We start from the raw sequence: 23,332 nt of genomic DNA on the forward strand, positions 1-23,332 counted from the left end.
TGACGCACCTCCGCAGCAAGCGCTTGCCGACCTGGTCGGGGGCGAGCCCGGGTGCCGGCCGCACCCTGGTGGCGGTCGCCGCACTGCTGGGCTCGCTCGGGCTCGGGGCCGTCGGCGGGGGCCGGGGCCGCGCCCGCCACCGAGACCGCGCTCGCCGCGGGGGTCCGCACACCCGGCGGCTGGGGCGACCGGCCCCATGGCTTCGCCTCCCTCGGCGGCGGCACCACCGGAGGCGCCGGCGGCAAAGCCGGAGTTGGTGCTGCAGGGCACGGCGCCACGACCGTCGTCGAGCGGTCCGTCATCAAGGCGCTCCGCCGGGGCTCCAGCAGCAACAACGGCTACATCACGGCCGCCTCCACTTGGAAGGACAACCCGTACGGCTTCCTGATCACCCGGTCGAAGGTGATCAGCGACGCGCCCGCCGGGTCCCTCCACCCGGGCCGGCCCCGGCACCCGGGCGGCGAGCCGAACGCCGTCGCCCAGGTGCTGTTCCGCGACACCGAGCTGCCCGCCGCGATCAAGTCGTCGCCGTGGACCGATATGAGCGGCTTCTCGTGGAAGGACGCGCGGTTCACGGAGTACCGCACCCGCGGGCCGGGCGCCCGGATCACCGCCGACCGCCCGCAGCTCCCGGAGGCCGACGCCCCCACGCACACGGTCACCACGTACCTCGCCGGGACGGACGGCTGGGCGCCGCACCCGCGGCGCGCCCGCCACTGAGTCCGGCCCCGGCGGCAGCACCGGACCCCCACAACTTCACAACCCTCGTTGGATCCAGAAGAAAGAGCCGAGCAATGAAGATCAGCAATCACAGAAGCAGGCGCGCCGCCCTGGCCGTCGCCCTGGGATCCGTTCTCGCCCTGACCGCCACCGCCTGCGGTGACGACGGCAGCGGGGCCGGCGGAGACAAGGGCTCCGAGGGCAGCGGCAAGGGCGAGATCGTCTTCTGGGACAACAACGGCGGTGTCCGCACCGACATCTGGAAGGAGATCATCGCCGACTTCCGGAAGGCCAACCCGGACATCAAGGTCGAGTACGTCGGCATCGCGGCCACCGAGTACCAGTCGAAGGTCGACACCGCCATCCAGGGCGGTGGTCTGCCGGACGTCGGCGGTGTCGGCGCGGCCATGGCCGCCGGGTTCGCCGCGCAGGGCGCGCTGGAACCGCTGGACGACCGGCTCGCCAAGTCCTCCCTGAACGGCAAGCTCAACGAGGCGATGGTCGAGTCGCTGAAGTCCGCGGGCGGCGGCGAGGCCCTGTACTCGATCCCGACCTCCGCGAACAACGGAGTCCTCTACTACCGCACCGACCTGTTCAAGGCGGCGGGTCTCGACGAGCCGACCACCTGGGACAAGTTCTACAAGGCCGCCGAGAAGCTCACGGACAAGGACGAGAACGAGTTCGGCTACACCATCCGCGGCGGCGCCGGTTCCATCGCCCAGGCGCTGGACGCGATGTACGGGCAGTCGGGCATCACCTCGTTCTGGGACGCCGGCGGTGAGAAGACCACCGTGAACGACCCGAAGAACGTGGCGGCGCTGGAGAAGTACGTCGGCCTCTACAAGAAGGTCACGCCCGCGGCCGACCTCAACAACGACTTCACCAAGATGGTCGCGCAGTTCGACTCCGGCACGATCGGCATGCTCAACCACAACCTGGGCTCCTACCAGGACCATGTGAAGGCGTTCGGCGACAAGTTCCGGGGCATCCCGCAGCCGACCGGCCCCGGCGGCAAGCGCGTCCAGGTGTCCAACCCGGTCGACGGGCTCGGCATGTTCAAGAGCTCCAAGAACAAGGAGGCCGCCTGGAAGTTCATCGAGTTCGCCATGTCGCACGAGGAGAACTCCAAGTTCAACGAGTCGGCGGGCCAGGTGCCGGCGAACAACGACGCGGCGAAGGACGAGTGGATCCAGAAGGCCGAGCCGACGAAGCTGGCCGCCGCCGCGCTGACCGACGGGTCGACGTCGATCGTGCAGCTGCCGTACTACCTCCCGGACTGGAACACGATCTCCAAGGCCGACAACGAGCCCGCCTTCCAGAAGGTGATGGACGGGCAGACCAGCGCGAAGGAGTTCCTCGACTCGCTGGCCGACCAGCTCAACGAGGCGCAGGCCGAATGGAACGAGCAGAAGGGCTGACGCTCCGCTTCGACCGCCGGCCGTCCCTGCCGGTCGCGCGGTTCCCCGCGCCCCCGAAGGAAGGGGGCGCGGGGGCACCCCCCTTGTGAAAGGCACCCAGGAACCTCCCCATCTCGTAAGCCTGTTGAGAAAGGCACCCGCACGTGTCCCTCACCCGCAGACAGGTCACCACCGCGGCGCTCGCCGCCGTTCCGCTCACCGTCGCCGCCACCGGGCCCGCCTCCGCCGCCGTCTCCTCCGGCCGGGTCCGCCGTGAGCCCACGGTCTACCTCGCCGGCGACTCCACCGCCGCCCGGAAGTACGCCGACGCCCGGCCCGAGACCGGGTGGGGCATGGCACTGCCGTTCTTCCTCCGGTCGGGGCTGAAGGTCTCCAACCACGCCGTGAACGGGCGGAGTTCGAAGAGCTTCATCGACGAGGGACGACTGGACGCCATCCTGGGGGCCGTCCGCCCCGGCGACTTCCTGATCGTCCAGTTCGGCCACAACGACTCCAAGGCCGCCGACCCCGCCCGGTACACCGAGCCGTGGACCACCTACCAGGACCACCTGCGCCGGTACATCGACGGGGCGCGCGCCCGGGGCGCCCGGCCGGTCCTCGCCACCTCCGTGGAGCGCCGGAGGTTCGACGCGGGCGGGGTGGCGCAGCCGACCCACGGCGAGTACCCGGCGGCCATGCGCGCCCTCGCCCAGGAGGAGGGTGTGGCCCTCCTCGACATCCAGTCGCTGTCCCTCGCGCTCTGGCAGCGGCTCGGGGTCGAGGAGACCAAGAAGTACTTCAACTGGACCGCGACCGAGCAGGACAACACGCACTTCAATCCACCGGGGGCCATCGCCGTGGCACGGCTGGTCGCTGCGGAGCTGCTGCGGCGCCGGGTGCTCGCGCACCGCGATGTGCGCCGGCTGAACGAGACGGTCCCCGAGTCCTGGATCACCTGGCCCCAGGCGTAGCGCTCGCCCCCGCGCCCCTCGGGGGCGCCCCCTTCCCCCTGTTCTTGTGAAAGGAACTCGCACCCATGCGTGCTCATTGCTGGCATGCCCATGCCATTACTGCCTTCGTCGGCTGCACCGCCCTGGTCCTCGGTGTCGCCGGGACCGGCGTCGCCCAGGCGGGTGAACGTGACCTCGGCCGTCAGGTGCTCGGTGCCGGGGACGGCTGGGGCTCCGCCGAAGGCGGGACCACCGGCGGCTCCGCGGCCGACGCCGAGCACGTCTACACCGTCACCACCTGGGCGGAGTTCAAGGCCGCGCTCAGGGACGGCGGCGACGCGCCGAAGATCATCAAGATCAAGGGGATGATCGACGCCGTCTCCCAGGGCTGCGAGGCCTTCGTCACCGGCGGCTACGACCTCCAGCAGTACCTGAAGGACTACGACCCGGCCGTGTACGGCAACGACAAGGTCGCCATGGGCCCGCAGGAGGACGCCCGGGTCGCCTCCGCCGCCCGGCAGGACGCGGAGATCAAGGCCAACATCCCCGGCAACACCACCATCGTCGGCGTCGGCCGGAACTCCGGCATCCTCGGCGGCAGCCTCCAGATCAGGGGCGTCTCCAACGTCATCGTGCGCAACCTCACCGTCGAGGCGCCGCTGGACTGCTTCCCCAAGTGGGACCCCACCGACGACGGCAACACCGGCAACTGGAACTCCGAGTACGACGCCGTCGTCGTCTACGGCACCGACCACGTGTGGCTCGACCACAACACGTTCACCGACGGGCGCTACCCGGACAGCGAACGCCCGGTCCACTTCGGCAAGGTCTTCCAGCAGCACGACGGCCTCACCGACATCGTGCGCGGCGCCAACCACGTCACCGTGTCCTGGAACCGCTTCGAGAACCACGACAAGAACATGCTGATCGGCAACAGCGACGGCTCCGCCGCGCAGGACGCCGGCAAGCTCAAGGTCACCCTGCACCACAACCGCTTCGAGGGGATCCTCCAGCGCTCCCCGCGCGTGCGGTTCGGACAGGTCGACGTCTACAACAACCACTACGTGGTGAACGAGGAGCAGAAGGACGACTACTACGTCTTCGGCGTCGGCATCTCCTCGCAGCTGTACGCCACCGACAACGCCGTCACACTGCCCGCCGGGGCCAAGGTCGGCAAGGTCCTCAAGAAGTGGAGCGAGTCCCCGCTGACCGCCGAGAACAACTACGTCAACGGCAGGCTCACCGACCTCATCGCCGTCCACAACGCCGAGATCCCGGCCGAGACGCTCCAGTCCGGTGCCGGCTGGACGCCGACCCTGCGGGGGAAGGCCGACCACCCGCGCGCCCTGCCCGCGATCCTCAAGGCCCGGGCCGGCGCGGGGAAGGTGTGCTGATGACCGGTCACCGGACCGCCCTGAGCAGACGGTCGTTCGTCCTCGCGAGCGCCGGCGCCGCGCTCGCGCTCGGGACGGCGGCACCGGCCCACGCCTCCCACGGCCGGTCGCCCTTCGGCCGGTACGGCTCGCCGGCCGCCCGGCTCGACGAGCGGACGCTGTACGTGCACGCCGGGGGCGCCGGGGACTTCACCACCGTGCAGGCGGCCGTCACCGCCGCGACCGGCAGCGGGTACACCCTGGTCCTCGCACCCGGTGTCTACCGGGAGACCGTCGCCGTCAGCGCCGCCCGCACCGACATGACCTGGATCGGTGCCTCCGGAGACGCCCGCGACGTCACCGTCGTGTACGACAACGCCGCCGGCACCCCCAAACCCGGCGGCGGCACCTACGGCACGACCGGCTCGGCGACCACCCTCGTCCAGGGCGAGGGGTTCACCGCGCGGGACGTCACCTTCGCCAACGACTGGCTGCGCGCCGACCACCCCGAGATCACCGGCACCCAGGCCGTCGCCCTCAAGGTGCAGGGCGACCGCTCGGCGTTCGTGCGGTGCCGGTTCCTCGGACACCAGGACACCCTTTACGCCGACTCGATGGCGCTCGGCACGTTCGCCCGCCAGTACTTCCGGGACTGCTACGCCGAAGGAGACGTGGACTTCGTCTTCGGCCGGGCCACCGCGGTGTTCGAACGCTGCCGCTTCCACACCCTGACCCGGACCGACCTGGCCTCCGCCCCGTACGGCTTCGTGTTCGCGCCGTCCACCGCGGGCGCCAACCCGCGCGGCTACCTGGTGACCCGGAGCCGGATCACCGGCGAGGCCCCGGACGCCCACTACAAGCTGGCCCGGCCGTGGGTGCCCAGCTCCGACACCACCGCCAGGCCGATGCTGACCGTCCGTGAGACCCGCCTGGGGGCGGGCATCGACGCGGTGGCCCCGTACACCGACATGTCCTCCGGCTTCCCCTGGCAGGACCAGCGGTTCGCGGAGTACCGGAACACCGGCCCCGGTGCCCGGATCACCGTCCCGGAGAACCGGCCCCAGCTCACCGCCGCGGAGGCCGCCGCCCACACCCGCGAGGCGTACCTCGGCGACTGGACCCCCTGGAAGGGGTGCTGACGTGCGCCGGCGCACCCTGCTCAGCGGGATCGCCGGCGGCCTCGTGGCCGCCGGCGCCACCCCCGCGTTCGCCGGCGCCCGCCGGGTCCTGCACGTCCGGCGCGGCGGCTCCGTCCAGGCTGCCGTCGACGCGGTGGACGGCCCCGGCTGGACCATCGTGGTCCATCCCGGAACCTATCGCGAGGTCGTCGCCGTCCCCGCCGACAAGGCGGAGCTGACGCTTCGGGGGGCCTCCCGCGACCCGCGCGCCGCCGTCATCGTCTTCGACCGGGCCAACGGCACGCCCCGGCCCGAGGGCGGTACGTACGGCACGGCGGGCTCGGCCACCTTCACCTCGGCGGCGCCCGGACTGACCGTGCGCGACCTGACCCTCGCCAACGACTGGCTGCGCGCCGACCACCCCGACATCACGGGCACACAGGCCGTGGCCGCGTATGTCACCGGGGACCGCAGCCACTTCGAGAACGTCTGCTTCCTCGCCCACCAGGACACCCTCTTCGCGGACACCACCGCGCTCGACGTCTTCGACCGGCAGTACTACCGCCACTGCCACATCGAGGGCGACGTCGACTTCGTCTTCGGCCGGGCCCGCGCGGTCTTCGAGTCCTGCCGCTTTCACACCCTCCGGCGGGACGTCGCCTTCACCCCCAAGGGCATGGTCTTCGCGCCCTCCACCGCCCGTGCCAACCCCTACGGGTTCCTCGCCCTGCGGGGCCGGATCACCTCCGGCGCCGAGGACGGGGCGTACAAGATCGCCCGCCCCTGGGTCCCGTCGTACGAGACGACCGCCTGGCCCTCCCTGGTCGTCCGGGACACCTGGATCGGCCCCGGCATCGACGCCGCCGCCCCGTACACCGACATGCGTGAGGCGTACCCGTGGCAGACCATGCGCTTCCGCGAGTACGGCAACTCCGGTCCGGGCGCGGTCGTCACGGTGCCGGAGAACCGGCCCCGGCTCACGGAGGCCGAGGCCGCCCTGCACACCCGGCGGACGTACCTCGGGGACTGGAGGCCCGATGGGTGCCCATGAGCCGGGCGCCGGCCGCGATCCGTCCAAGGCCCGTCCACCCGGGCCGGCCCGTGAACGGTTCGGGCGCCGGGCCTTCGTCACGGGCGCGTCGGCCGCCGCCCTCCTCGCCGGAACCGGGGCCGCCGGGGCAGCCGAACCCCCGGCGCTCACCGGTCTCGACGGCACCCTCCCCGACTTCCACCCCCTCCTCAAGGACGAACTCCGCTTCCCGCTCGCCTGGGGCACCTCCCCCCTCCGTGACTTCCGTACCTGGCGGCGGGCCGCCCGCGCCAAGGTCGAGGAGCACCTGTTCGTCGCCCCGGACCACACCCCGTTCGCGCCCGTGTCCGGCGAGCGGCGCTCCGCGGGGGACGGCTTCACCCGGGAGCTGGTCACCTTCTCCCTCACCCGGTACGAGCGGGTCCGCGGCGCGCTGCTCACCCCGCACGGTGGTGGACCGTTCCCCGCGGTGCTGCTGCTCCACGACCACGGCGCCCGCTTCGACATCGGCAAGGAGAAGCTGGTCCGGCCCTGGTACGACGACACCCGGCTCGCCTCGGCGCAGGCGTGGGCCGACCGGTACTTCAGCGGCCGGTTCGTCGGTGACGAACTGGCCCGGCGGGGATACGTCGTCCTCGCCCTGGACGCCCTCGGCTGGGGCGACCGCGGACCGGTCACCTACGAGCAGCAGCAGGCCCTCGCGAGCAACTTCCTCAACCTGGGCTCCTCGCTCGCCGGGCTCATGGCCAGGGAGGACGTCCGCGCGGCGGCCTTCCTGGCGGGGCTCGACCGGGTGGACCGGCGGAGGGTCGGGGCCGTCGGGTTCTCCATGGGCGCCTTCCGGGCCTGGCAGACGGCCGCGCTCAGCGACGACATCGCCGCCGCGGCGAGCGTCTGCTGGATGACCGGACTCAAGGAGGTCATGGTCCCCGGCAACAACATCCTGCGCGGCCAGTCCTCCTACTACATGATCCACCCCGGACTCGCCCGGCATCTCGACTTCCCCGACGTGGCGAGCATCGGCGCCCCCAAGCCGATGTTCTTCCTGAACGGCGGCCTCGATCCGCTGTTCCCCGCCGACGGCGTCCGCGCGGCCCACGACAAGCTGCGCGCCGTCTGGCGTTCCCGCCGCGCCGAGGACCGGTTGCTGCTGAAGACGTGGCCTGACCTCGGCCATGTGTTCACCGCGCCCCAGCAGGACGAGGTCGTCGACTGGCTCGACTCCGTCCTGTGAACCACCACCCCACCCGCACGAGAAAGGAACCGCTCTCCATGTCTCGTCGTACCACTCTCGCCCTGGGCACCGCCCTCGCCCTCGGCACCGGTCTGGCCGTGCTCCCCACCCAGGCGCAGGCCGCCACCGTCGTCGTCAACACGACGACCGCCCTGTCCAACGCCCTCAAGAACGCCACCCCCGGCACGGTCATCCAGGTGCGCGGCGGCACGTACTACCCGACGGCCACCCTCCAGTCCACGGCGAACGGCACCTCCTCCAGCCGCATTCACCTCCAGCCCTACGGCTCGGAGAGCGTGAAGATCGACGGCTCGAACCTCCCGGACGGCGACTGGATCTTCAAGCTGACCGCGGACTACTGGACCGTCTCCGGGATCACCTTCCAGAACTCCCCGGACAGCGCGGTCGTCTGCCAGTCGTGCGCCTCCACGGTCTGGGACAACGTCAAGACCATCAACGGCGGCGACTCCGGCTTCACGCTCACCGGCGACGGCACCACCAACAACACCGTCCGCAACATCGACTCCTACGGCCACTACGACCCGGCCAACCACGGGGAGAACGCGGACGGCATCGCCGTGAAGTTCGGCTCAGGATCGGGCAACCTCATCACCGGTGCCCGCCTCTACAACAACGCGGACGACGGCCTGGACTTCTGGTCGTTCTCCTCGCCCGTGACGGTGGAGCACACCTGGGCGATGGGCAACGGCAGGAACCGCTGGGGCGACTCCGCCTTCGCGGGCGACGGCAACGGCTACAAGCTGGGCGGCGACGGCGAGGTCGTCGCGCACGTCGTCAACAACTCGGCGGCCTGGGACAACGCAGGCAACGGGATCACGGAGAACAGCAACAGGGGCGCCATCGTCATCAACCGGACCACCGCGTACGCCAACGGCAAGTGGGGCTACTACTTCGCGACCGGCGCGGCCCGCCTCGGCAGGAACCTCGCCGTCGGCAACGGCTCCGGCCCGGTCAACAAGGGCTCGTCGGTCGTCTCGTCCGGCAACAACTGGGACCCCGGCGTCGCGACACCCGCGTTCCGCTCCACCAACGCCTCGACGACGTACAACGCCCGTCAGCCGAACGGCGCGCTGCCCGTGACCACGTTCCTGACCACGGGCAGCACGACGATCGGCGCGACGATGGACTGAGCCGGACCCGGCCGCCCTACCGGCAGGCGGCCGGCAGCCGGTCGTGCCGCTTCTTCGTGACGGCGCCCGAGGCGTCCATCGGTGTGCGGGTGGAATGCGGGAGCGAAAGTTCCGAAGGCTTTCGGGGCGCGCGGTCGAAGACCAGACCCGCGCCGGTGCCGACGACGAGGCTCCCGCCGTCGTCGGAGTGTCCGAAGCCGGCGGCGGACGCGGTGGACAACAGGCCGGTGCCGCCCGCGACGGCGGCGCCGGCGGCGGCCGCCCCGATCGTGGTGGCGCGGGGAAAGGGGTGTCGCGCCGCGAGATCTTCTTCTACGAGTCGCCGTCGTCCGGCGAGTCGCCCTCGTGGCCCTCGAAGCCGCCCGCCACCGACAGCCTCTCGCCGTCCGCCTCCGCGGTCATGGCGTAGCCGTCGTCGCTCGCGTCCCGGCCGCCGCGCTCGTGGTTGTACTGCCCGGCGAAGACGAACTCGCCCTTCGGGACCGTACGACCGTCCTTGAGCACCCAGGTGTAGACCAGGAAGCCGTCGTCCTCTGCGACCGTCAGGTCGAAGTCCTGCTCCGGCAGCGAGCGCCAGGCACCGGAAGAGGAGACCCCGCCGGTCTCGGCGATCCGCAGCTGGACGGTGAGCTCGGTCAGCTGCTCGCTGGTCCTCAGGGTCAGATTGCTCTGCGCCCAGAAGTCGTTGCTGTGCGGGTCGACCGAGCCGTCCGACCAGAGCGGGCCGTCCTCCTCGTCCCCCGAGGTGGGCAGCTTCGGCGCGGGGGAGTTCTTGGCCGGCGGTGCACCGGACGGCTGTGAACTGGGCTTCCGCTCCGGCTCACCCCGGCTCGGTTCCGGGTCCGGCGGGATCGGGGCCCGGCTCGTCGCGGCCGGCGACTCCACCGGCGTCGGCGACACCGCGACCGTCCGGTCGCTCGGCTTCTCCTCGCTCTTCACCGCCGACGCGACGGCGTAACCGCCCACCGCGAGAACACCCGCGACACCGGCGGTCGCACTGACCACGCGCACCCAGCCCCACAGCGGCGGCCGCGTGGCCCCGCGGCTGCGGCGCCGCTCCTCGGGGGCCGCCATGCCGCGCTCGATCCGGGCCAGGATGCGGGCGCGGTCGGGCTCGTGCGCCTCGGCCGACTCGCGCAGCCGGGCGCGCAGCTCCTCGTGCACGTCCCTCATCGGTCCCTTCTTCCGCTGCCCGGCGCACCCGCGCCGGTCACCCTCGCGCCCGTGACGCCCGCGCCCGTGATGCCTGCGTGCATACGCGGCGGGGCGTCCCCGGTGCCGAGCAGCTTCTGCAGCTCGGCCATCCCCTTGGACGTCTGGCTCTTCACCGTACCGACCGAGACACCGAGGGCGAGCGCCGTGTCCTTCTCCGAGAGGTCGAAAGCGTGCCGCAGCACCACACACGCCCGCTTGCGGAACGGCAGCCGGCGCAGCGCCGACTGCACGTCGACCACCCCGGCCACATCGGGATTCTCGGCCTTCTCCTCGCGCTGCGACCAGAACAGCGTGATCCTGCGGCGCTCGCGCACCGCGCTGCGGATCCGGGTACGGGCCAGGTTGGCGACCACGCCGCGGGCGTACGCCACCGGGTGCTCCGCCTGCCGGACCCGGTCCCAGCGGTGCCACAGCGCGAGCAGCGCGTCCGCGGCGAGATCGTCCGCCGCGTCCGCCTCGCCCGTCAGCAGATGGGCCAGACGGGACAGTTCGGCGTAGTGCCGTTCGAAGAAGTCGTGGAACTCCACGGAGGCTGCGTCGTCGACGACCGTGCCCACGGGCGACCTCTCTCCTCGCTTCGGCCGACGGCACCGGGACCGGGTGCCTGTGCGTGTCGTGTGAATGACACGTGGTCGTCCGGGGGTTTCCCCGGCGAGATCCGGAAGAGTAGCAGTGATCGTGAACGAAGTTCGTACGAGGCTTCGAACGCCGTCTTACAGGGCGAACTTCGATTCCGTAACACGGAGAAAACCTGAACCGGGTTCAACGAGGGAACAATCCAGCCAGCATCCGCGCGTAGCGCACAACGTCCCTAGGAGCACCGCCCATGTCCGACGCACAGAAGGTGGCCGACCGGCCGAGCACCCCGCAGCCCGGGGTGAACAGCGTCGATCGCTTCTTCAGGATCACCGCCCGGGGATCCACCTTCGCCCGCGAGATACGCGGCGGCTTCGCCACGTTCTTCACGATGGCATACATCCTTGTCCTGAATCCCATCATCCTGGGAAGCGCCAAGGACAAGTACGGTCACACCCTCGACGGCGCCGAACTCGTCACCGCCACCGCCCTCGTGGCCGCCGTGATGACGATCATCATGGGCGTCGGCGGGAACCTGCCGCTCGCCCTCGCCGCGGGCCTCGGACTCAACGCGGTCGTCGCCTTCCAGATAGCCCCGCTGATGAGCTGGCCCGACGCGATGGGCCTGGTCGTCCTCGAAGGCCTGCTGATCTGCGTCCTGGTGGTCACGGGTCTGCGCGAGGCCGTCATGCACGCCATCCCGCAGCCGCTCAAGCAGGCCATCAGCGTCGGCATCGGACTGTTCATCGCGTTCATCGGGTTCGTCGACGCCGGGTTCGTCACCCGTATCCCGGACATCGCGAACACCACCGTGCCGGTCCAACTCGGCGCCTCCGGCGCGCTGTCGGGCTGGCCCATCCTGGTCTTCTGCGCCGGTGTCCTGCTGACGATCGCGCTGCTCGCCCGGAAGGTGAGGGGCGCCATCCTGATCAGCATCCTCACGATGACCGTCGTTGCGATCGTGATCAACTCGGTGGCCGACATCAAGAGCTGGGGCCTGACCACCCCGAAGGTCCCCGACGACCTCGTGGCCGCCCCCGAGTTCGGACTGGTCGGCGACTTCAGCCTCTTCGGCGCCTTCGGCGAGACCACCGTCATCACGGTCGTCCTGCTGGTCTTCACCCTGGTGCTCTCGGACTTCTTCGACACCATGGGCACGGTCGTCGGCGTCAGCGCCGAGGCCGGTCTGCTCGACGAGGAGGGCAAGGTCCCGCACCTCGGCCGGGTGCTCCTCATCGACGGTGCCGCGGCCGTCGCCGGCGGCGCCTCCTCCTCGTCCTCGGCGACCTCCTACATCGAGTCCGCGGCGGGCGTCGGCGAGGGCGCGCGCACCGGCTTCTCCAACCTGATCACCGGCGGGCTCTTCGCCATCGCCCTCTTCCTCACCCCGCTGCTGACCATCGTCCCGATGCAGGCCGCCGCCCCCGCGCTGGTCGCCGTGGGCTTCCTGATGATGATCCAGGTCAAGAACATCGACTGGGACAGGTACGACATCGCCATCCCCGCGTTCCTCACCATCGCCGTGATGCCGTTCACCTACTCCATCACCAACGGCATCGGCGCGGGCTTCGTCGCGTACGTCCTCATCAGGACGGTCCTCGGCAGGGCCAAGGAGATCCACTGGCTGCTGTGGGGCACCTCGGCGCTGTTCCTGGTGTACTTCGCGATCAACCCGATCCAGCAGCTGTTCGGCGTGAAGTAGCCGGTAGGGGGAAGGGCCGCCCCCCGGGGGAAAGGGGCGGCCCTTCGTCCGCGGAGGGCCCTCGGGCGGTCCCTCAGTCCTTCAGCGCCGCCTCCATCACGGCCTTCGCGACCGGCGCCGCCAGCCCGTTGCCGCTGACCTCGGAGCGGGCCGCGTCCGACTGCTCCACGACCACCGCGACGGCGACCTCCTTGCCGTCCGCCTTCGCGTACGACGTGAACCAGGCGTACGGCGTCTTGCTGTTCTTCTCGCCGTGCTGGGCGGTACCGGTCTTGCCGCCCACGGTCACCCCGCCGATCCGCGCGTTGGTGCCCGTGCCGTCCTCGACGACCGTCTCCATCGCCGACCGCAGCTCCTTCGCGGTGGACTCGCTCACCACCTGCTCGCCGCCGGCCTCGGAGTCGTAGTCCTCCAGCACGTCGCCGCCGCCGTCGGTGATCTGCGACACCATGTGCGGCGACACCAGCCTGCCCCCGTTGGCGATGGCCGCCGACACCATGGCCATCTGCAACGGCGTCGCCGTGACGTCGTACTGCCCGATACCGGTGAGCGCGGTGGAGGACTCGTCCATGCCGGACGGGTACACGCTCGGGTACGCCCGCACCGGTACGTCCTGCTCCGTGTCGTTGAAGCCGAACTTCTCCGCCATCGCCCTGACCTTGTCCTCGCCCAGCTTGACGGCCATCCGCGCGAACACGTTGTTGCACGAGTACTGCAGCGCCGTCCGGATCGAGGCGTTCTCGCAGGGCGCGTTCGGGTTCTCGTTGCTCAACTCCGTCGTCGTGCCCGGCAGGGTGTACGGGTCGGGGCTGTCCGTCCTCACATCCACCGACGGGTACAGCCCGTCCTCCAGCGCGGCCGCCGCGACGACCAGCTTGAACGTCGATCCCGGCGGAAGCGGCTGCCGCAGCGCCCGGTTGGTCAGCGGCTTGTCCGGGTCCGCGGTGAGCTTCTTCCAGGCCGTGCCCGCCGTGTTGGCATCGGTGAGCGACGACGGGTCGTACGACGGGGTCGACACCACCGCCAGGATCTTCCCGGTCGTCGGGTCGATCGCGACGGCCGCGCCCTTCTTGTCACCGAGCGCCCCGTACGCCGCCTTCTGCACAGCCGGGTCGATGGTCGTGATCACATCGCCCGGTTCGGCCCGCTCGCCGGTGACCGTGTCCAGCACCGACTTCTGCCGGATGTCCGTGCCGTTGAGCAGGTCCTGGTAGATGCCCTCCAGCTGCGTCGGGGCGTAGCTCTGCGAGGCGTACCCCGTCACCGCCGCGTACAACTCGCCGTTCTTGTACGTGCGCTTGTACGCTAGGTCGCTGCCCTTCGTCCGCGCGGAGCCGGTGATCGCGTCACCGCCCACGATGATGTTCCCGAGCGGCGCCGCGTACGTCTCGATCGCGTTCCGCCGGTTGTCCTTGTCCTCCGCGAGCGCCGTGCCCTCGTAGAACTGCACCCAGGTCGCCCGCACCAGCAGGGCGAGCACGAGGAGCAGGGTGAAGACGGCGCTGCGCCTGATCGTCTTGTTCATCGCACCCGGACAGACGAGCGGAATGCGGTCGGTCGTTCCCTTCCGTCCCGGTTCTCATGCGCTCTTCATGTGTCCGGGGGTGCCCGGGTGCCCGGGTCAGAGCCGGCGCGTTGCCAGCGTCAGCCGGTCGCGGGCGTCGAAGAGGGCGTCCTTGACCAGCTGCTCGTGGGCCGGGGTGAGCCGGGCCACCGGCACGGAGCAGCTGATGGCGTCACGGGCCGGGGTGCGATACGGGATCGCCACGCCGAAGCAGCGCAGACCGATGGTGTTCTCCTCGCGGTCGACGGCGAAGCCCTGCTCACGGACCTGGTGGAGCTCCTCTATGAGCTGCTCCCGGTCGGTGATCGTGTTCTCGGTCAGCGCCGGCAGGGTCTCCGGGAGCATCTTGCGGACCTGCTCGTCGGTGTGGGTGGCGAGCAGCGCCTTGCCGAGCGAGGTGGAGTGGGCGGGCAGCCGCCGGCCGACCCGGGTGAAGGGGCGCAGATAGTGCTGCGACTGCCGGGTGGCGAGATAGACGACGTTGGTGCCGTCGAGGCGGGCCAGGTGGATGGTCTCCGTGGTGTCGTCCGAGAGCCGGTCGAGCGTGGGGCGGGCGAGCGCGACCACCTCGTCCCCGTCGATGTACGAGGTGCCGACGAGGAGGGCCCGTACGCCGATGCCGTACCGCGTGCCCGTCGCGTCCGTCTCGACCCAGCCCAGCTCCACGAGGGTGCGGAGCAGCATATAAAGGCTGGACTTGGGATAGCCGACGGCCTCCTGCACCGCCGCGAGGGAGTGCATTCCGGGGCGCCCGGCGAAGTATTCGAGCAGTTCGACGGTCCGTACCGCCGACTTGACCTGCGCTCCGCCGCCCGTCTCGACTGCCGACATCGCCCTTGACCCCTTCGTTCGACGGGAAATAGTCTCCAACACCATATTCATCATTGAAGACGGCGTTCAGCATATCGAACGACCCTGGTGAATGACCCAGACAATACCCCTGGGAATGACCCAGAAATACGTGGAGGGACCCGCGGTGGCAGCAGCACCAGTCTGGAGTGTCGACCCCCGAACCGGGAAGCAGCGCGAGCAGGTTGCGGTGGAGGCAACGGCCCAGGAGGTGGACGCCGCCGTCCGCGCGGCCCACGCGGCCCGCGGCGCCCTCGCCGACCGCACCGTCCGCGCGGCCTTCCTGCGCACGGCGGCCGACCAGCTCCAGGCGGCCAAGGACCAGCTCGTCGAGGTCGCCGACGCGGAGACCGCGCTCGGCCCGGTCCGGCTCACCGGTGAACTCGCCCGCACCTGCTTCCAGCTGCGGGCCTTCGCCGACATCGTCGACGAGGGCGCCTTCCTCGACGTGGTGATCAACCACCCCGACGACACCGCGACCCCGCCCATCCCCGACCTGCGCCGCTACAAGGTGCCGCTGGGTGTCGTCGCCGTCTACTCGGCCTCCAACTTCCCCTTCGCCTTCTCCGTCCCCGGCGGTGACACCGCGAGCGCGCTGGCCGCCGGGTGCCCGGTGGTCGTCAAGGCCCACCCCGACCACCCGGCGCTGTCCGAACTGGTCGCGATCGTGCTGCGCCGGGCCGCCGCCGAGCACGGCATCCCCGAGGGCGTCCTCGGCCTCGTCCACGGCTTCGAGGCGGGCGTCGAGCTGGTCAAGCACCCGCTGGTGACCGCCGCCGGCTTCACCGGCTCCGTACGCGGCGGCCGGGCCCTGTTCGACGCGGCGGCCGCGCGGCCGGTGCCGATCCCGTTCCACGGCGAGCTGGGCTCCCTGAACCCCGTCCTCATCACGGAGGCCGCGGCGGCCGAGCGCGCCGAGGCGATCGGCTCCGGGCTGGCGGGCTCCATGACCCTCGGCGTCGGCCAGTTCTGTGTGAAGCCGGGCCTGGTGCTGGCGCCGGCGGGCGACGCCGGTGACCGCCTGGTCAAGTCGCTCACGGACGCGGTCAGCGACGTCGACGCGGGCGTCCTCCTCGACCACCGGATGCGCGACAACTTCCTCGCCGGTGTCGCCGAGCGCGCGGAGCTGCCGGACGTGGAGTCGCCGGTGACCGCGGGCGCGGGCGGCGAGCACACCGTCAGCCCGGGCTTCCTCACCGTCCCCGCCGGCAAGCTGGCGTCCGAGGGCGAGCACGACCTCCTCCTGGAGGAGTGCTTCGGGCCGCTCACGGTCGTGGCGCGCTACGAGGACGAGGACGAGGCGAAGGCCGTGCTGTCCCGGCTACCGGGCAACCTCACCGCCACCGTGCACCTGTCCGGCGAGGAGGCCGCCGGTGAGGGACGCGGCCCGGAGCTGCTGGCGGAGCTGACACCGCTGGCCGGGCGCGTGCTGGTCAACGGCTGGCCGACGGGTGTGGCCGTGGCCGCGGCCCAGCACCACGGCGGGCCCTACCCGGCGACGACCTCGACGTCCACGTCGGTGGGCGGCACGGCCATCGAGCGGTGGCTGCGGCCCGTCGCGTACCAGGGGGCGCCGGAGGCGCTGCTGCCGCCGGAACTGCGGGACGACAACCCGCTGGGGCTGCCGCGCCGGTTCAACGGCGCGCTGGAGCGGTAGTGCCGCAGGGGGCGCGGTGGTCTGCCGGCCGCGGGTGGTCCGTGGCCGGTCACGCGGTCTCCCGCGCCCTCGAAACGTCTGCTGACACGGGGCCCGGGCTGTAAGAATCCCCCAATGGATCTCGAACTTCCCGAACTCCCTTTCCCGCTTCGTACATACGGGCCCGATGGCCACTGGTCCTATGAGGACGGGGTGCTCACCGGGTGGGCCGGCGCCCGGCAGGACCGGTTCGTGCCGCCCACGGACGAGGGGCTGGACTCCGTCTCGGACGCGCCCAGGCTGCTCGGGGCGCCGAAGGGCGACTTCCAGTTGATCGCCCGCGTCACGGTCGGCTTCGCCGCCGGGTTCGACGCGGGCGTGCTGTATGTGCACGTGGGGGAGCGGGCCTGGGCGAAGCTGTGCCTGGAGTACTCGCCGGATGTTCCCACCGTCTGCACGGTGGTCACCCGGGGCCACTCCGATGACGCCAACTCCTTCACCGTGGAGGGGAGTTCGGTGTGGCTTCGGGTCAGCCGCACCGGCCGGGCGTTCGCCTTCCACGCGTCGCGCGACGGCAAGCACTGGACGTTCGTCCGGCTGTTCACGCTCGCCGGGGAGCGGGAGAGCGGAGCCGCGCTGGTCGGGTTCATGACGCAGTCGCCGATGGGGGAGGGCTGTGTGGTGACGTACGACGAGATCGAGTTCCGTCCGAACTGGCCCGAGGACCTGAGAAACGGCGGCTGAGGGCGCTGGGGCGGGGGCGGCCCGGGCCCGGCGTCGCCCCTCGCCATGGCCGGGGCCCGGTATCACCCCCGGCCGGAACCGCCGCGACGTCGCGCTCGTCCTCCTCCGCATGACCATGGATCATGTGGAGCGAGTGACCGGAGCGCTGGTGATCAGGACCGCGCTCCCCTCCGAACTCCATGACGTCGTCGCGCTGCATGCCCGCGCCCGTGCGACGTACTACCCGGACGGCGTTCCCGACGACGGCACGGACTGGCTCGCCGGCTGGCGGCGGGCCATCGAGCGGGCGGACGGCCGTGTGCTGTGCGCGGTGGAGCACGGCCGGATCACCGGCATCGCCTCCTTCCGGCCGGAGGAGGGCGCACCCGCCGACACGGTGTACCTGGCCCAGCTCCACGTGGACCCCGGCCACTGGCGCCGGGGCACCGGCCGCGCCCTGCACGCGGCCTGCGTGGAGGAGTGGCGGGCCGACGGCAGGCGCGCGGCCACGCTGACCGTGCACGTGGACAACCACCGGGCACGGGCGTTCTACGCCCGGCTCGGCTGGACCCCGGACCCGGAGCACCCACCGGCCCCGGACGATCACCATCTGCTCCTCACATACGCGGTCACCGGGGGACGAGCCGGAGCCGGCGCGCGGCAATGAGACGGCGCGCGGCAATGAGACGGCGCGCGGCAATGAGACGGCGCGCGGCAATGAGACGGAGCCGGGGACGGCAGACGGGAATCAGACGGGCTGCTTGAACGTTCATCCATCGCAGAGGCGGAGGGAATCTCCGTCCACCCGTACCCGTACGACCGGAGAGAGCTGACACCATGCGCGTCGAGATCTGGAGCGACATCGCCTGCCCCTGGTGCTACGTGGGCAAGGCCCGCTTCGAGAAGGCGCTCGCGGCCTTTCCCCACCGCGACGGTGTCGAGGTGGTGCACCGCTCCTTCGAGCTCGACCCCGGCCGCGCCAAGGACGACATCCAGCCGGTCCTCACCATGCTGAGCAGGAAGTACGGGATGAGCGAGGCGCAGGCCCAGGCAGGTGAGCACAACCTCCGGGCGCAGGCCGCCGCCGAGGGTCTCGACTACCGGGCGGAGGGCCGCGACCACGGCAGCACCTTCGACATGCACCGGCTGCTGCACTTCGCCAAGGAGCACGGCAGGCAGAGTGAGCTGCTCCAGCTGCTGTACCGGGCGAACTTCGCCGAGGAGCGGTCCGTGTACGCCGACGCGGACGAGTTCCTGATCGAGCTGGCCGTCGAGGCGGGGCTCGACGAGGGCGCCGCGCGGCAGGTCCTGGCCGACCCCGCCGCGTACGCGGACGCCGTGCGGGCGGACGAACGGGATGCGGCCGAGCTGGGCGCGAACGGAGTGCCGTTCTTCGTGCTGGACCGCACGTACGGGGTGTCCGGGGCACAGCCCGCCGAGGTGTTCGAGCGGGCACTCGCGCAGGCGTGGGGCGAGCGGCCGTCTCTTCAGGTGATCCAGGACGAGGGTGCGGAGGCGTGCGGGCCCGACGGCTGCGCGGTGCCGCAGTCCCGGTGACCGGCGCGCGGTAGCGCCGTGGGGGTGCGGTGATCCGCGGGACGCGACCGTGCGGATGGTCGCCCGCGCGGTTCCCGGGCCCCTTCGGCGGAGGTGAGGTGCTGGTCGGCGGCCATACATAAGCGACGCTTTGAGTATGCGTGCAAAACCTCTCAATGGACGGGGAGGTCTTCGGGCCCCACAGTGGTGGCATGGAGACCTTCGAGAGCCTCGTCCGTGCCGAGTTCGCGCCGAAGAACACCTATCTGAACACCGCCAGTACCGGGCTGCTGCCGGCCCGTACGGTGGCCGCGCTGCAGGAGGCCGCGCTGCTGCGCGCCGAGGGCCGGGCGATGGACCCGCTCTTCGACGACGTGGAGGCCGCGCGGGCCGCGTTCGCGCGGCTGGCCGGGGTGCCGGCCGGGCGGGTCGCCGCCGGGGCGTCGGTCGCCGCGCACACCGGGGTGGTCGCCGCGTCGCTGCCGCCCGGCGCCGAGGTGCTCACCGCCGAGGGCGACTTCACCTCCGTCCTGAACCCGTTCCACGTCCGGGGCGACCTCAAGGTGCGGGCCGTGCCGCTGGAGCGGCTCGCCGAGTCCGTCCGCCCCGGCACCGCGCTCGTCGCGGTCAGCGCCGCCCAGTCCGCCGACGGCCGGGTCGCCGACCTCCCCGCGCTGCGCGAGGCGGCCCGGGACCACGGGGCGCGGACCTACGTCGACTTCTCCCAGGCCGCCGGCTGGCTGCCGATGGACGCCGGCGCGTACGACTACACCGTCTGCACCACCTTCAAGTGGCTGCTCGGCCCGCACGGCGCGGCCTTCCTCGTCGTGCCCGAGGACTTCGGCGGACTGACCCCGGTGCTGGCCGGCTGGGTCGCGGGGGAGAGGCCCTGGGACAGCTGCTACGGGCCCGTCACCGAACTCGCCCGCTCCGCCCGCCGCTTCGACCTGACCCCCGCCCTGTTCACCTACGCCGGGCTGCGCCACTCCCTCGCGCTCATCGAGGAACTCGGCGTGGCCGCCGTCCACGCCCATGACCTCGCCCTCGCGGACCGCTTCCGCGCGGGTCTCGCAGCTCTCGGGCACGAGCCCGTGCCCGCACCCGGCTCGGCGATCGTCTCCGTGCCCGGACTGGGCGTGCGGCAGCCCGAGTTGAGCGCGGCCGGCATCCAGGTCTCCGACCGCGCGGGCAACCTGCGGGTCGCCTTCCACCTGTACAACACGGCGGCGGACGTCGACCGGGTCCTGGACGCCCTGTCTTCCTGAACCGCTGGCGCGAGCCCGCCCGGGACGCTAGGAAGGGCATCAGGGATGGTGGTGCCGGTGGAGCCGACGCTCGAACAGTCGTCCATCGATGTGGAGTTGCATCGGCGGCTGGTGTACGGGGACGAGTCCGCGCTGCGTGAGGCCTACGCGGCGTACGGGGCGCTCGTGCGCCGGGTGGCCGTCCGGGTCACCCACAGCCCGGCGGCGGCCGAGGACGTGGCCCAGGAGGTCTTCGCCCAGCTGTGGACCAGCCCGTACGGCTTCGACGCGCGCCGCGGCTCACTGCGCACCTGGCTGTCGATGCTCGCCCACCGGCGGGCCGTGGACTGGGTGCGCAGCGAGGCCCGGCATCGCAAGGACGCCCACGCGGACGACTCGGCGCTGCACGCCATCCCCGACGCCGGGCCCGGCCCGCACGAGACGGTCGTCGACCGCGAGCGCTCCCTGCTGCTGCACACCGCCCTCGCCGAACTCCCACGCACCCAGCGGGAGGTGGTCCACCTCGCCTACTTCGCGGGCCGCACCTACCGCCAGGCCGCCGTGGAGCTGGGCATCCCCGAGGGCACCGCGAAGACCCGGCTCCGCTCGGCCCTGCGCAAACTGGCGGCGTCCCTGGCGGATCCACCGGACCCGGCAGCGGCGAGGGGCGCGTGATGGCGGCCCGGGTCCGTCGTTCGGATCACGACGGCCGCGGGATCGGCGCCACGGGGGTGTTGGTGAGCGGTATGCCGTACGCGCCCCCGCGGGGCGGAGGCGCGATCCGGACGGCAGGCGCTCATCGCACCGCCGGGGCGGTACGGGCCCTGCGTATCGTGGCAGCGGCACGGCGAAAGGGCGGCGCGCGATGACCAACGACCACGACGGCGTACGGGAGCTGCTGGCCGCCTGGGCGGTCGGCGCGCTGCCACCCGCCGACGCCGGGGCGGTCCCGCTCCACCTCGCCGGCTGCGAGACCTGCGCGGCGGAGGCCGAGCGGCTCCGTGCGGCCGTACGCCTCCTGGACGGCCCCGCCGGCCCGGCCGCCGGGACGGGCCGTGCCGCCGGGGACGTGCGCCGCGGCACGGACGGCGTGCTCGCGGCGGCCCTGCGCGCCCGCCGCCCCCGTACACCCGGTGTCGCCCCGCACGCGGCGCCGTACGCCGCCGCCGTCGCCGGATTCCAGGCGCTGGCGCGGCAGCTGGACGGCCGCTGGAGCACCCCCGTGGTGCACGACTGGGACGTGCACGCCACCGTCGCCCACCTGATCGCCGCGGACGAGCACCTGGCCGTGGCGCTCGGCGCCGGCGCCCGGCTGCCGGCCTCGCGCATCCCGGCCGGGACCCCCGCCGCGGAGGCGTGGGCGCTGCGCACCGCCGACGTCATCGTCCACGAGCACGCCCGTACGCCCGAGGAGACCGTCGCCACCTGGGCCGCGCAGGCCGCCGAGCTGCTGGCGACCCCCGAGGCCCGCGACCCCGGCCTCGCCGCCCGCGCGACGACGGTGATGGGACTGCGGCTGCCCGTCGCCGACCACTTCGTCATCCGCGCCTTCGAGGCATGGATCCACGCCGACGACATCGGCCGGGCGCTCGGCATCGCCGTGCCACCGCCGCCCGACGAGCACCTGGAGCAGCTGGTCCGCCTCGCGGTCCGCGTCCTCGGCCTGGCCCTCCACGACGCGCCCCCCGTCCTCGTCGAGGTCACCGGGGCCGGCTCGGGCACCGGCTGGGTCCTCGGCTCGGACGCCGAACCCGTGGCCGCCGAACTGACCCTGGACCCGGTCGACTTCTGTCTGCTCGTGGGCGGCCGCTACGCCCCGGACGAGGTGCCCAAGGGCCTCACGGGGGACGAGCACGCGGCCCGGAACGTCCTGGAGACGGCCGCGTCGCTGGCCTGGCTGTGACCCGTGACGCGCCCCCGCCGCGGCCGGACGCCGCGCACACGGCGGACCGGGCGGTCCCTCAGGGGGCAGGGACCGCCCGGTCCGGTCACGGTGACGCAGACGTCGGCATCACCGCACGGGGGTGAAGTCCCGCGCGCCGATGAACTCCGGCCGTCGTACGGGAGCCGCGAACGGCTCGACCGCCGCGTTCTCCACGCTGTTGAAGACGATGAAGACGTTGCTGCGCGGGAACGGCGTGATGTTGTCGCCGGAGCCGTGCATGGCGTTGCAGTCGAACCAGGTCGCCGAGCCGGCCTTCCCCGTGAACAGCTTGATGCCGTACTCGGAGGCCATGGCCGTCAGCGCCTCGTCCGACGGGGTGCCCGCGTCCTGCATCTGCAGCGACTTCTTGTAGTTGTCCTTCGGGGTGGCGCCCGCGCAGCCGAGGAACGTCCGATGCGACCCCGGCATGATCATCAGACCGCCGTTGGTGTCGTGGTTCTCGGTCAGCGCGATCGAGACGGACACCGTCCGCATGTTCGGCAGCCCGTCCTCGGCGTGCCAGGTCTCGAAGTCGGAGTGCCAGTAGAACCCGGACGCGCCGAAGCCCGGCTTCACGTTGATCCGCGACTGGTGCACGTACACGTCGGAGCCGAGGATCTGCCGGGCCCGGCCGACGACCCGCTCGTCCCGCACGAGCCGGGCGAACACCTCGCTGATGCGGTGCACCTCGAAGACGGACCGGATCTCCTTCGACTTCGGCTCGATGATCGAGCGTTCGTCGGCGCGGACCGCGGGATCGGTGACGAGCCGCTCCAGCTCCCGGTGGTACACGGCGACCTCGTCCGGCGTGATGAGCTCCTCGACGGCGAGGAAGCCGTCCCGCTCGTACGTCTGCAGGTCGGTGAGGGAGATCGGGCCGGGGGTGCCGGGGGCGCCCCAGACGACCGGGTCCTGGCGCGGGACCGACACCTCGGTGGCGCCGCGGCTGGGGTAGAGATCGGTGAGCGTGGTCATGATGGTCAGCCCTCCTCCGTCAGCAGGGGATAGACGCCGTTCTCGTCGTGGTCCTCCCGTCCGGTCACGGGCGGGTTGAACACACAGAGGCAGCGGAAGTCCTCCTTGATCCGCATCGTGTGCCGCTCATGGCCGTCGAGGAGGTACATGGTCCCGGGCGTGATCGTGTACGTCCGCCCGGTCTCGTCGTCGGTCAGTTCGGCCTCACCCTCGACGCACACCACGGCCTCGACGTGGTTCGCGTACCACATCGACGTCTCCGTGCCCGCGTAGAGGACCGTCTCGTGCAGCGAGAAGCCGACCTTCTCCTTGGCGAGGACGATGCGTTTGCTCTCCCACGTGCCGGACGCCGCTTTGACGTGCCGGTCGGTGCCTTCCAGATCCTTGAAAGAACGGACGATCACGGTGGTTCCAG

Annotated in this window: 22 protein-coding genes and 1 pseudogene; 16 read left to right on the forward strand and 7 right to left on the reverse strand. The window is 71.7% G+C overall.

What is annotated here, in order from left to right; translation table 11 throughout:
* Positions 1-273: 273 nt before the first annotated feature.
* From AC067N_RS02760 to AC067N_RS02795, 8 genes and pseudogenes are all read left to right on the forward strand, one after another.
* Positions 274-720, forward strand: a pseudogene (locus AC067N_RS02760) (pectinesterase); the annotation flags it as partial.
* Positions 721-794: 74 nt separating this feature from the next.
* Positions 795-2,138 (forward strand): ABC transporter substrate-binding protein, encoded by a 1,344-nt coding sequence (locus AC067N_RS02765; protein WP_478677055.1) that lies wholly within the window; start codon positions 795-797, stop codon positions 2,136-2,138.
* Positions 2,139-2,281: 143 nt separating this feature from the next.
* Positions 2,282-3,088 carry a rhamnogalacturonan acetylesterase gene (locus AC067N_RS02770; RefSeq protein WP_478677056.1) on the forward strand — a complete coding sequence of 269 codons (807 nt, stop codon included), beginning with the start codon at positions 2,282-2,284 and terminating at the stop codon, positions 3,086-3,088.
* Between the two features lie 65 nt (positions 3,089-3,153).
* A complete protein-coding gene (locus AC067N_RS02775) occupies positions 3,154-4,461 on the forward strand; it encodes a pectate lyase family protein (RefSeq protein ID WP_478677057.1) in 1,308 nt (435 codons plus the stop codon).
* Positions 4,461-5,579, forward strand: a complete 1,119-nt coding sequence (locus AC067N_RS02780) for a pectinesterase family protein (protein ID WP_478677058.1) — start codon at positions 4,461-4,463, stop codon at positions 5,577-5,579. The genes AC067N_RS02775 and AC067N_RS02780 overlap by 1 nt, the downstream gene beginning before the upstream one ends.
* Position 5,580: 1 nt before the next feature.
* Positions 5,581-6,609: a pectinesterase family protein gene (locus tag AC067N_RS02785; protein ID WP_478677059.1), complete on the forward strand. Its 1,029-nt coding sequence runs from the start codon at positions 5,581-5,583 to the stop codon at positions 6,607-6,609.
* Positions 6,596-7,822, forward strand: a complete 1,227-nt coding sequence (locus tag AC067N_RS02790) for a dienelactone hydrolase family protein (RefSeq protein WP_478677060.1) — start codon at positions 6,596-6,598, stop codon at positions 7,820-7,822. The genes AC067N_RS02785 and AC067N_RS02790 overlap by 14 nt, the downstream gene beginning before the upstream one ends.
* 38 nt (positions 7,823-7,860) lie before the next feature.
* Entirely contained in the window at positions 7,861-8,973 is a 1,113-nt protein-coding gene (locus AC067N_RS02795; protein WP_478677061.1) for a right-handed parallel beta-helix repeat-containing protein, read from the forward strand.
* 16 nt (positions 8,974-8,989) lie between these two features.
* Here the strand turns inward: AC067N_RS02795 and AC067N_RS02800 are convergent, their stop codons facing one another.
* The 3 genes from AC067N_RS02800 to AC067N_RS02810 form a co-directional block, all read right to left on the reverse strand.
* On the reverse strand, positions 8,990-9,193 hold the full coding sequence (locus tag AC067N_RS02800; protein WP_478677062.1) for a hypothetical protein: 204 nt from the start codon (positions 9,191-9,193) through the stop codon (positions 8,990-8,992).
* 92 nt (positions 9,194-9,285) lie between these two features.
* Positions 9,286-10,146, reverse strand: coding sequence for a hypothetical protein (locus AC067N_RS02805; RefSeq protein WP_478677063.1), 861 nt, complete (start codon positions 10,144-10,146; stop codon positions 9,286-9,288).
* Entirely contained in the window at positions 10,143-10,745 is a 603-nt protein-coding gene (locus tag AC067N_RS02810; protein ID WP_478677064.1) for a SigE family RNA polymerase sigma factor, read from the reverse strand. Before AC067N_RS02810 ends, AC067N_RS02805 begins: the two co-directional genes overlap by 4 nt.
* A 269-nt stretch (positions 10,746-11,014) precedes the next feature.
* Here AC067N_RS02810 and AC067N_RS02815 point away from each other — a divergent pair, with 269 nt between their 5' ends.
* Positions 11,015-12,466, forward strand: a complete 1,452-nt coding sequence (locus AC067N_RS02815) for an NCS2 family permease (RefSeq protein WP_478677065.1) — start codon at positions 11,015-11,017, stop codon at positions 12,464-12,466.
* Positions 12,467-12,539: 73 nt separating this feature from the next.
* On the opposite strand, the gene AC067N_RS02820 is transcribed toward AC067N_RS02815, so the two are convergent.
* Both AC067N_RS02820 and AC067N_RS02825 read right to left on the reverse strand, forming a co-directional pair.
* The gene (locus tag AC067N_RS02820) at positions 12,540-13,991 is read right to left on the reverse strand and encodes a penicillin-binding transpeptidase domain-containing protein (protein ID WP_478677066.1); all 1,452 of its coding nucleotides are present in this window, start codon (positions 13,989-13,991) and stop codon (positions 12,540-12,542) included.
* Positions 13,992-14,087: 96 nt separating this feature from the next.
* Entirely contained in the window at positions 14,088-14,861 is a 774-nt protein-coding gene (locus AC067N_RS02825) for an IclR family transcriptional regulator (protein ID WP_478677067.1), read from the reverse strand.
* Positions 14,862-15,006: 145 nt separating this feature from the next.
* On the opposite strand from AC067N_RS02825, the gene AC067N_RS02830 reads away from it, so the two are divergent.
* The 7 genes from AC067N_RS02830 to AC067N_RS02860 all read left to right on the forward strand — a co-directional run bounded on the left by AC067N_RS02830 (position 15,007) and on the right by AC067N_RS02860 (position 21,921).
* Positions 15,007-16,536, forward strand: coding sequence for an aldehyde dehydrogenase (NADP(+)) (locus AC067N_RS02830; RefSeq protein WP_478677068.1), 1,530 nt, complete (start codon positions 15,007-15,009; stop codon positions 16,534-16,536).
* Between the two features lie 114 nt (positions 16,537-16,650).
* Positions 16,651-17,259, forward strand: coding sequence for a DUF1349 domain-containing protein (locus AC067N_RS02835; protein ID WP_478677069.1), 609 nt, complete (start codon positions 16,651-16,653; stop codon positions 17,257-17,259).
* Positions 17,260-17,368: 109 nt separating this feature from the next.
* Positions 17,369-17,905: an N-acetyltransferase family protein gene (locus AC067N_RS02840; RefSeq protein ID WP_478677070.1), complete on the forward strand. Its 537-nt coding sequence runs from the start codon at positions 17,369-17,371 to the stop codon at positions 17,903-17,905.
* Positions 17,906-18,075: 170 nt separating this feature from the next.
* Positions 18,076-18,795 (forward strand): DsbA family oxidoreductase, encoded by a 720-nt coding sequence (locus AC067N_RS02845; protein ID WP_478677071.1) that lies wholly within the window; start codon positions 18,076-18,078, stop codon positions 18,793-18,795.
* Between the two features lie 191 nt (positions 18,796-18,986).
* Complete coding sequence (locus AC067N_RS02850) at positions 18,987-20,039, forward strand: aminotransferase class V-fold PLP-dependent enzyme (protein WP_478677072.1); 1,053 nt, start codon at positions 18,987-18,989, stop codon at positions 20,037-20,039.
* A gap of 45 nt (positions 20,040-20,084) precedes the next feature.
* Positions 20,085-20,693 (forward strand): RNA polymerase sigma factor, encoded by a 609-nt coding sequence (locus AC067N_RS02855; protein WP_478677073.1) that lies wholly within the window; start codon positions 20,085-20,087, stop codon positions 20,691-20,693.
* 190 nt (positions 20,694-20,883) lie between these two features.
* Positions 20,884-21,921: a maleylpyruvate isomerase family mycothiol-dependent enzyme gene (locus AC067N_RS02860; RefSeq protein ID WP_478677074.1), complete on the forward strand. Its 1,038-nt coding sequence runs from the start codon at positions 20,884-20,886 to the stop codon at positions 21,919-21,921.
* A 108-nt stretch (positions 21,922-22,029) separates the two neighbouring features.
* Here the strand turns inward: AC067N_RS02860 and thpD are convergent, their stop codons facing one another.
* Both thpD and AC067N_RS02870 read right to left on the reverse strand, forming a co-directional pair.
* Positions 22,030-22,917 (reverse strand): ectoine hydroxylase, encoded by an 888-nt coding sequence (thpD, locus tag AC067N_RS02865; protein WP_478677075.1) that lies wholly within the window; start codon positions 22,915-22,917, stop codon positions 22,030-22,032.
* 5 nt (positions 22,918-22,922) lie between these two features.
* A complete protein-coding gene (locus tag AC067N_RS02870) occupies positions 22,923-23,321 on the reverse strand; it encodes an ectoine synthase (protein ID WP_059079403.1) in 399 nt (132 codons plus the stop codon).
* Between the last annotated feature and the right edge of the window lie 11 nt (positions 23,322-23,332).

Source organism: Streptomyces sp. NPDC042364 (genome assembly GCF_056437585.1).

Bases quoted from the DNA above. Each gene is read 5' to 3' on its own strand.
- AC067N_RS02765 (WP_478677055.1), top strand. From the start codon at position 795: ATGAAGATCAGCAATCACAGAAGCAGGCGCGCCGCCCTGGCCGTCGCC.
- AC067N_RS02775 (WP_478677057.1), top strand. From the start codon at position 3,154: ATGCGTGCTCATTGCTGGCATGCCCATGCCATTACTGCCTTCGTCGGC.
- AC067N_RS02780 (WP_478677058.1), top strand. From the start codon at position 4,461: ATGACCGGTCACCGGACCGCCCTGAGCAGACGGTCGTTCGTCCTCGCG.
- AC067N_RS02790 (WP_478677060.1), top strand. From the start codon at position 6,596: ATGGGTGCCCATGAGCCGGGCGCCGGCCGCGATCCGTCCAAGGCCCGT.
- AC067N_RS02795 (WP_478677061.1), top strand. From the start codon at position 7,861: ATGTCTCGTCGTACCACTCTCGCCCTGGGCACCGCCCTCGCCCTCGGC.
- AC067N_RS02805 (WP_478677063.1), bottom strand. From the start codon at position 10,146: ATGAGGGACGTGCACGAGGAGCTGCGCGCCCGGCTGCGCGAGTCGGCC.
- AC067N_RS02815 (WP_478677065.1), top strand. From the start codon at position 11,015: ATGTCCGACGCACAGAAGGTGGCCGACCGGCCGAGCACCCCGCAGCCC.
- AC067N_RS02820 (WP_478677066.1), bottom strand. From the start codon at position 13,991: ATGAACAAGACGATCAGGCGCAGCGCCGTCTTCACCCTGCTCCTCGTG.
- AC067N_RS02825 (WP_478677067.1), bottom strand. From the start codon at position 14,861: ATGTCGGCAGTCGAGACGGGCGGCGGAGCGCAGGTCAAGTCGGCGGTA.
- AC067N_RS02835 (WP_478677069.1), top strand. From the start codon at position 16,651: ATGGATCTCGAACTTCCCGAACTCCCTTTCCCGCTTCGTACATACGGG.
- AC067N_RS02840 (WP_478677070.1), top strand. From the start codon at position 17,369: ATGACCATGGATCATGTGGAGCGAGTGACCGGAGCGCTGGTGATCAGG.
- AC067N_RS02845 (WP_478677071.1), top strand. From the start codon at position 18,076: ATGCGCGTCGAGATCTGGAGCGACATCGCCTGCCCCTGGTGCTACGTG.
- AC067N_RS02850 (WP_478677072.1), top strand. From the start codon at position 18,987: ATGGAGACCTTCGAGAGCCTCGTCCGTGCCGAGTTCGCGCCGAAGAAC.
- AC067N_RS02855 (WP_478677073.1), top strand. From the start codon at position 20,085: ATGGTGGTGCCGGTGGAGCCGACGCTCGAACAGTCGTCCATCGATGTG.
- AC067N_RS02860 (WP_478677074.1), top strand. From the start codon at position 20,884: ATGACCAACGACCACGACGGCGTACGGGAGCTGCTGGCCGCCTGGGCG.
- thpD (WP_478677075.1), bottom strand. From the start codon at position 22,917: ATGACCACGCTCACCGATCTCTACCCCAGCCGCGGCGCCACCGAGGTG.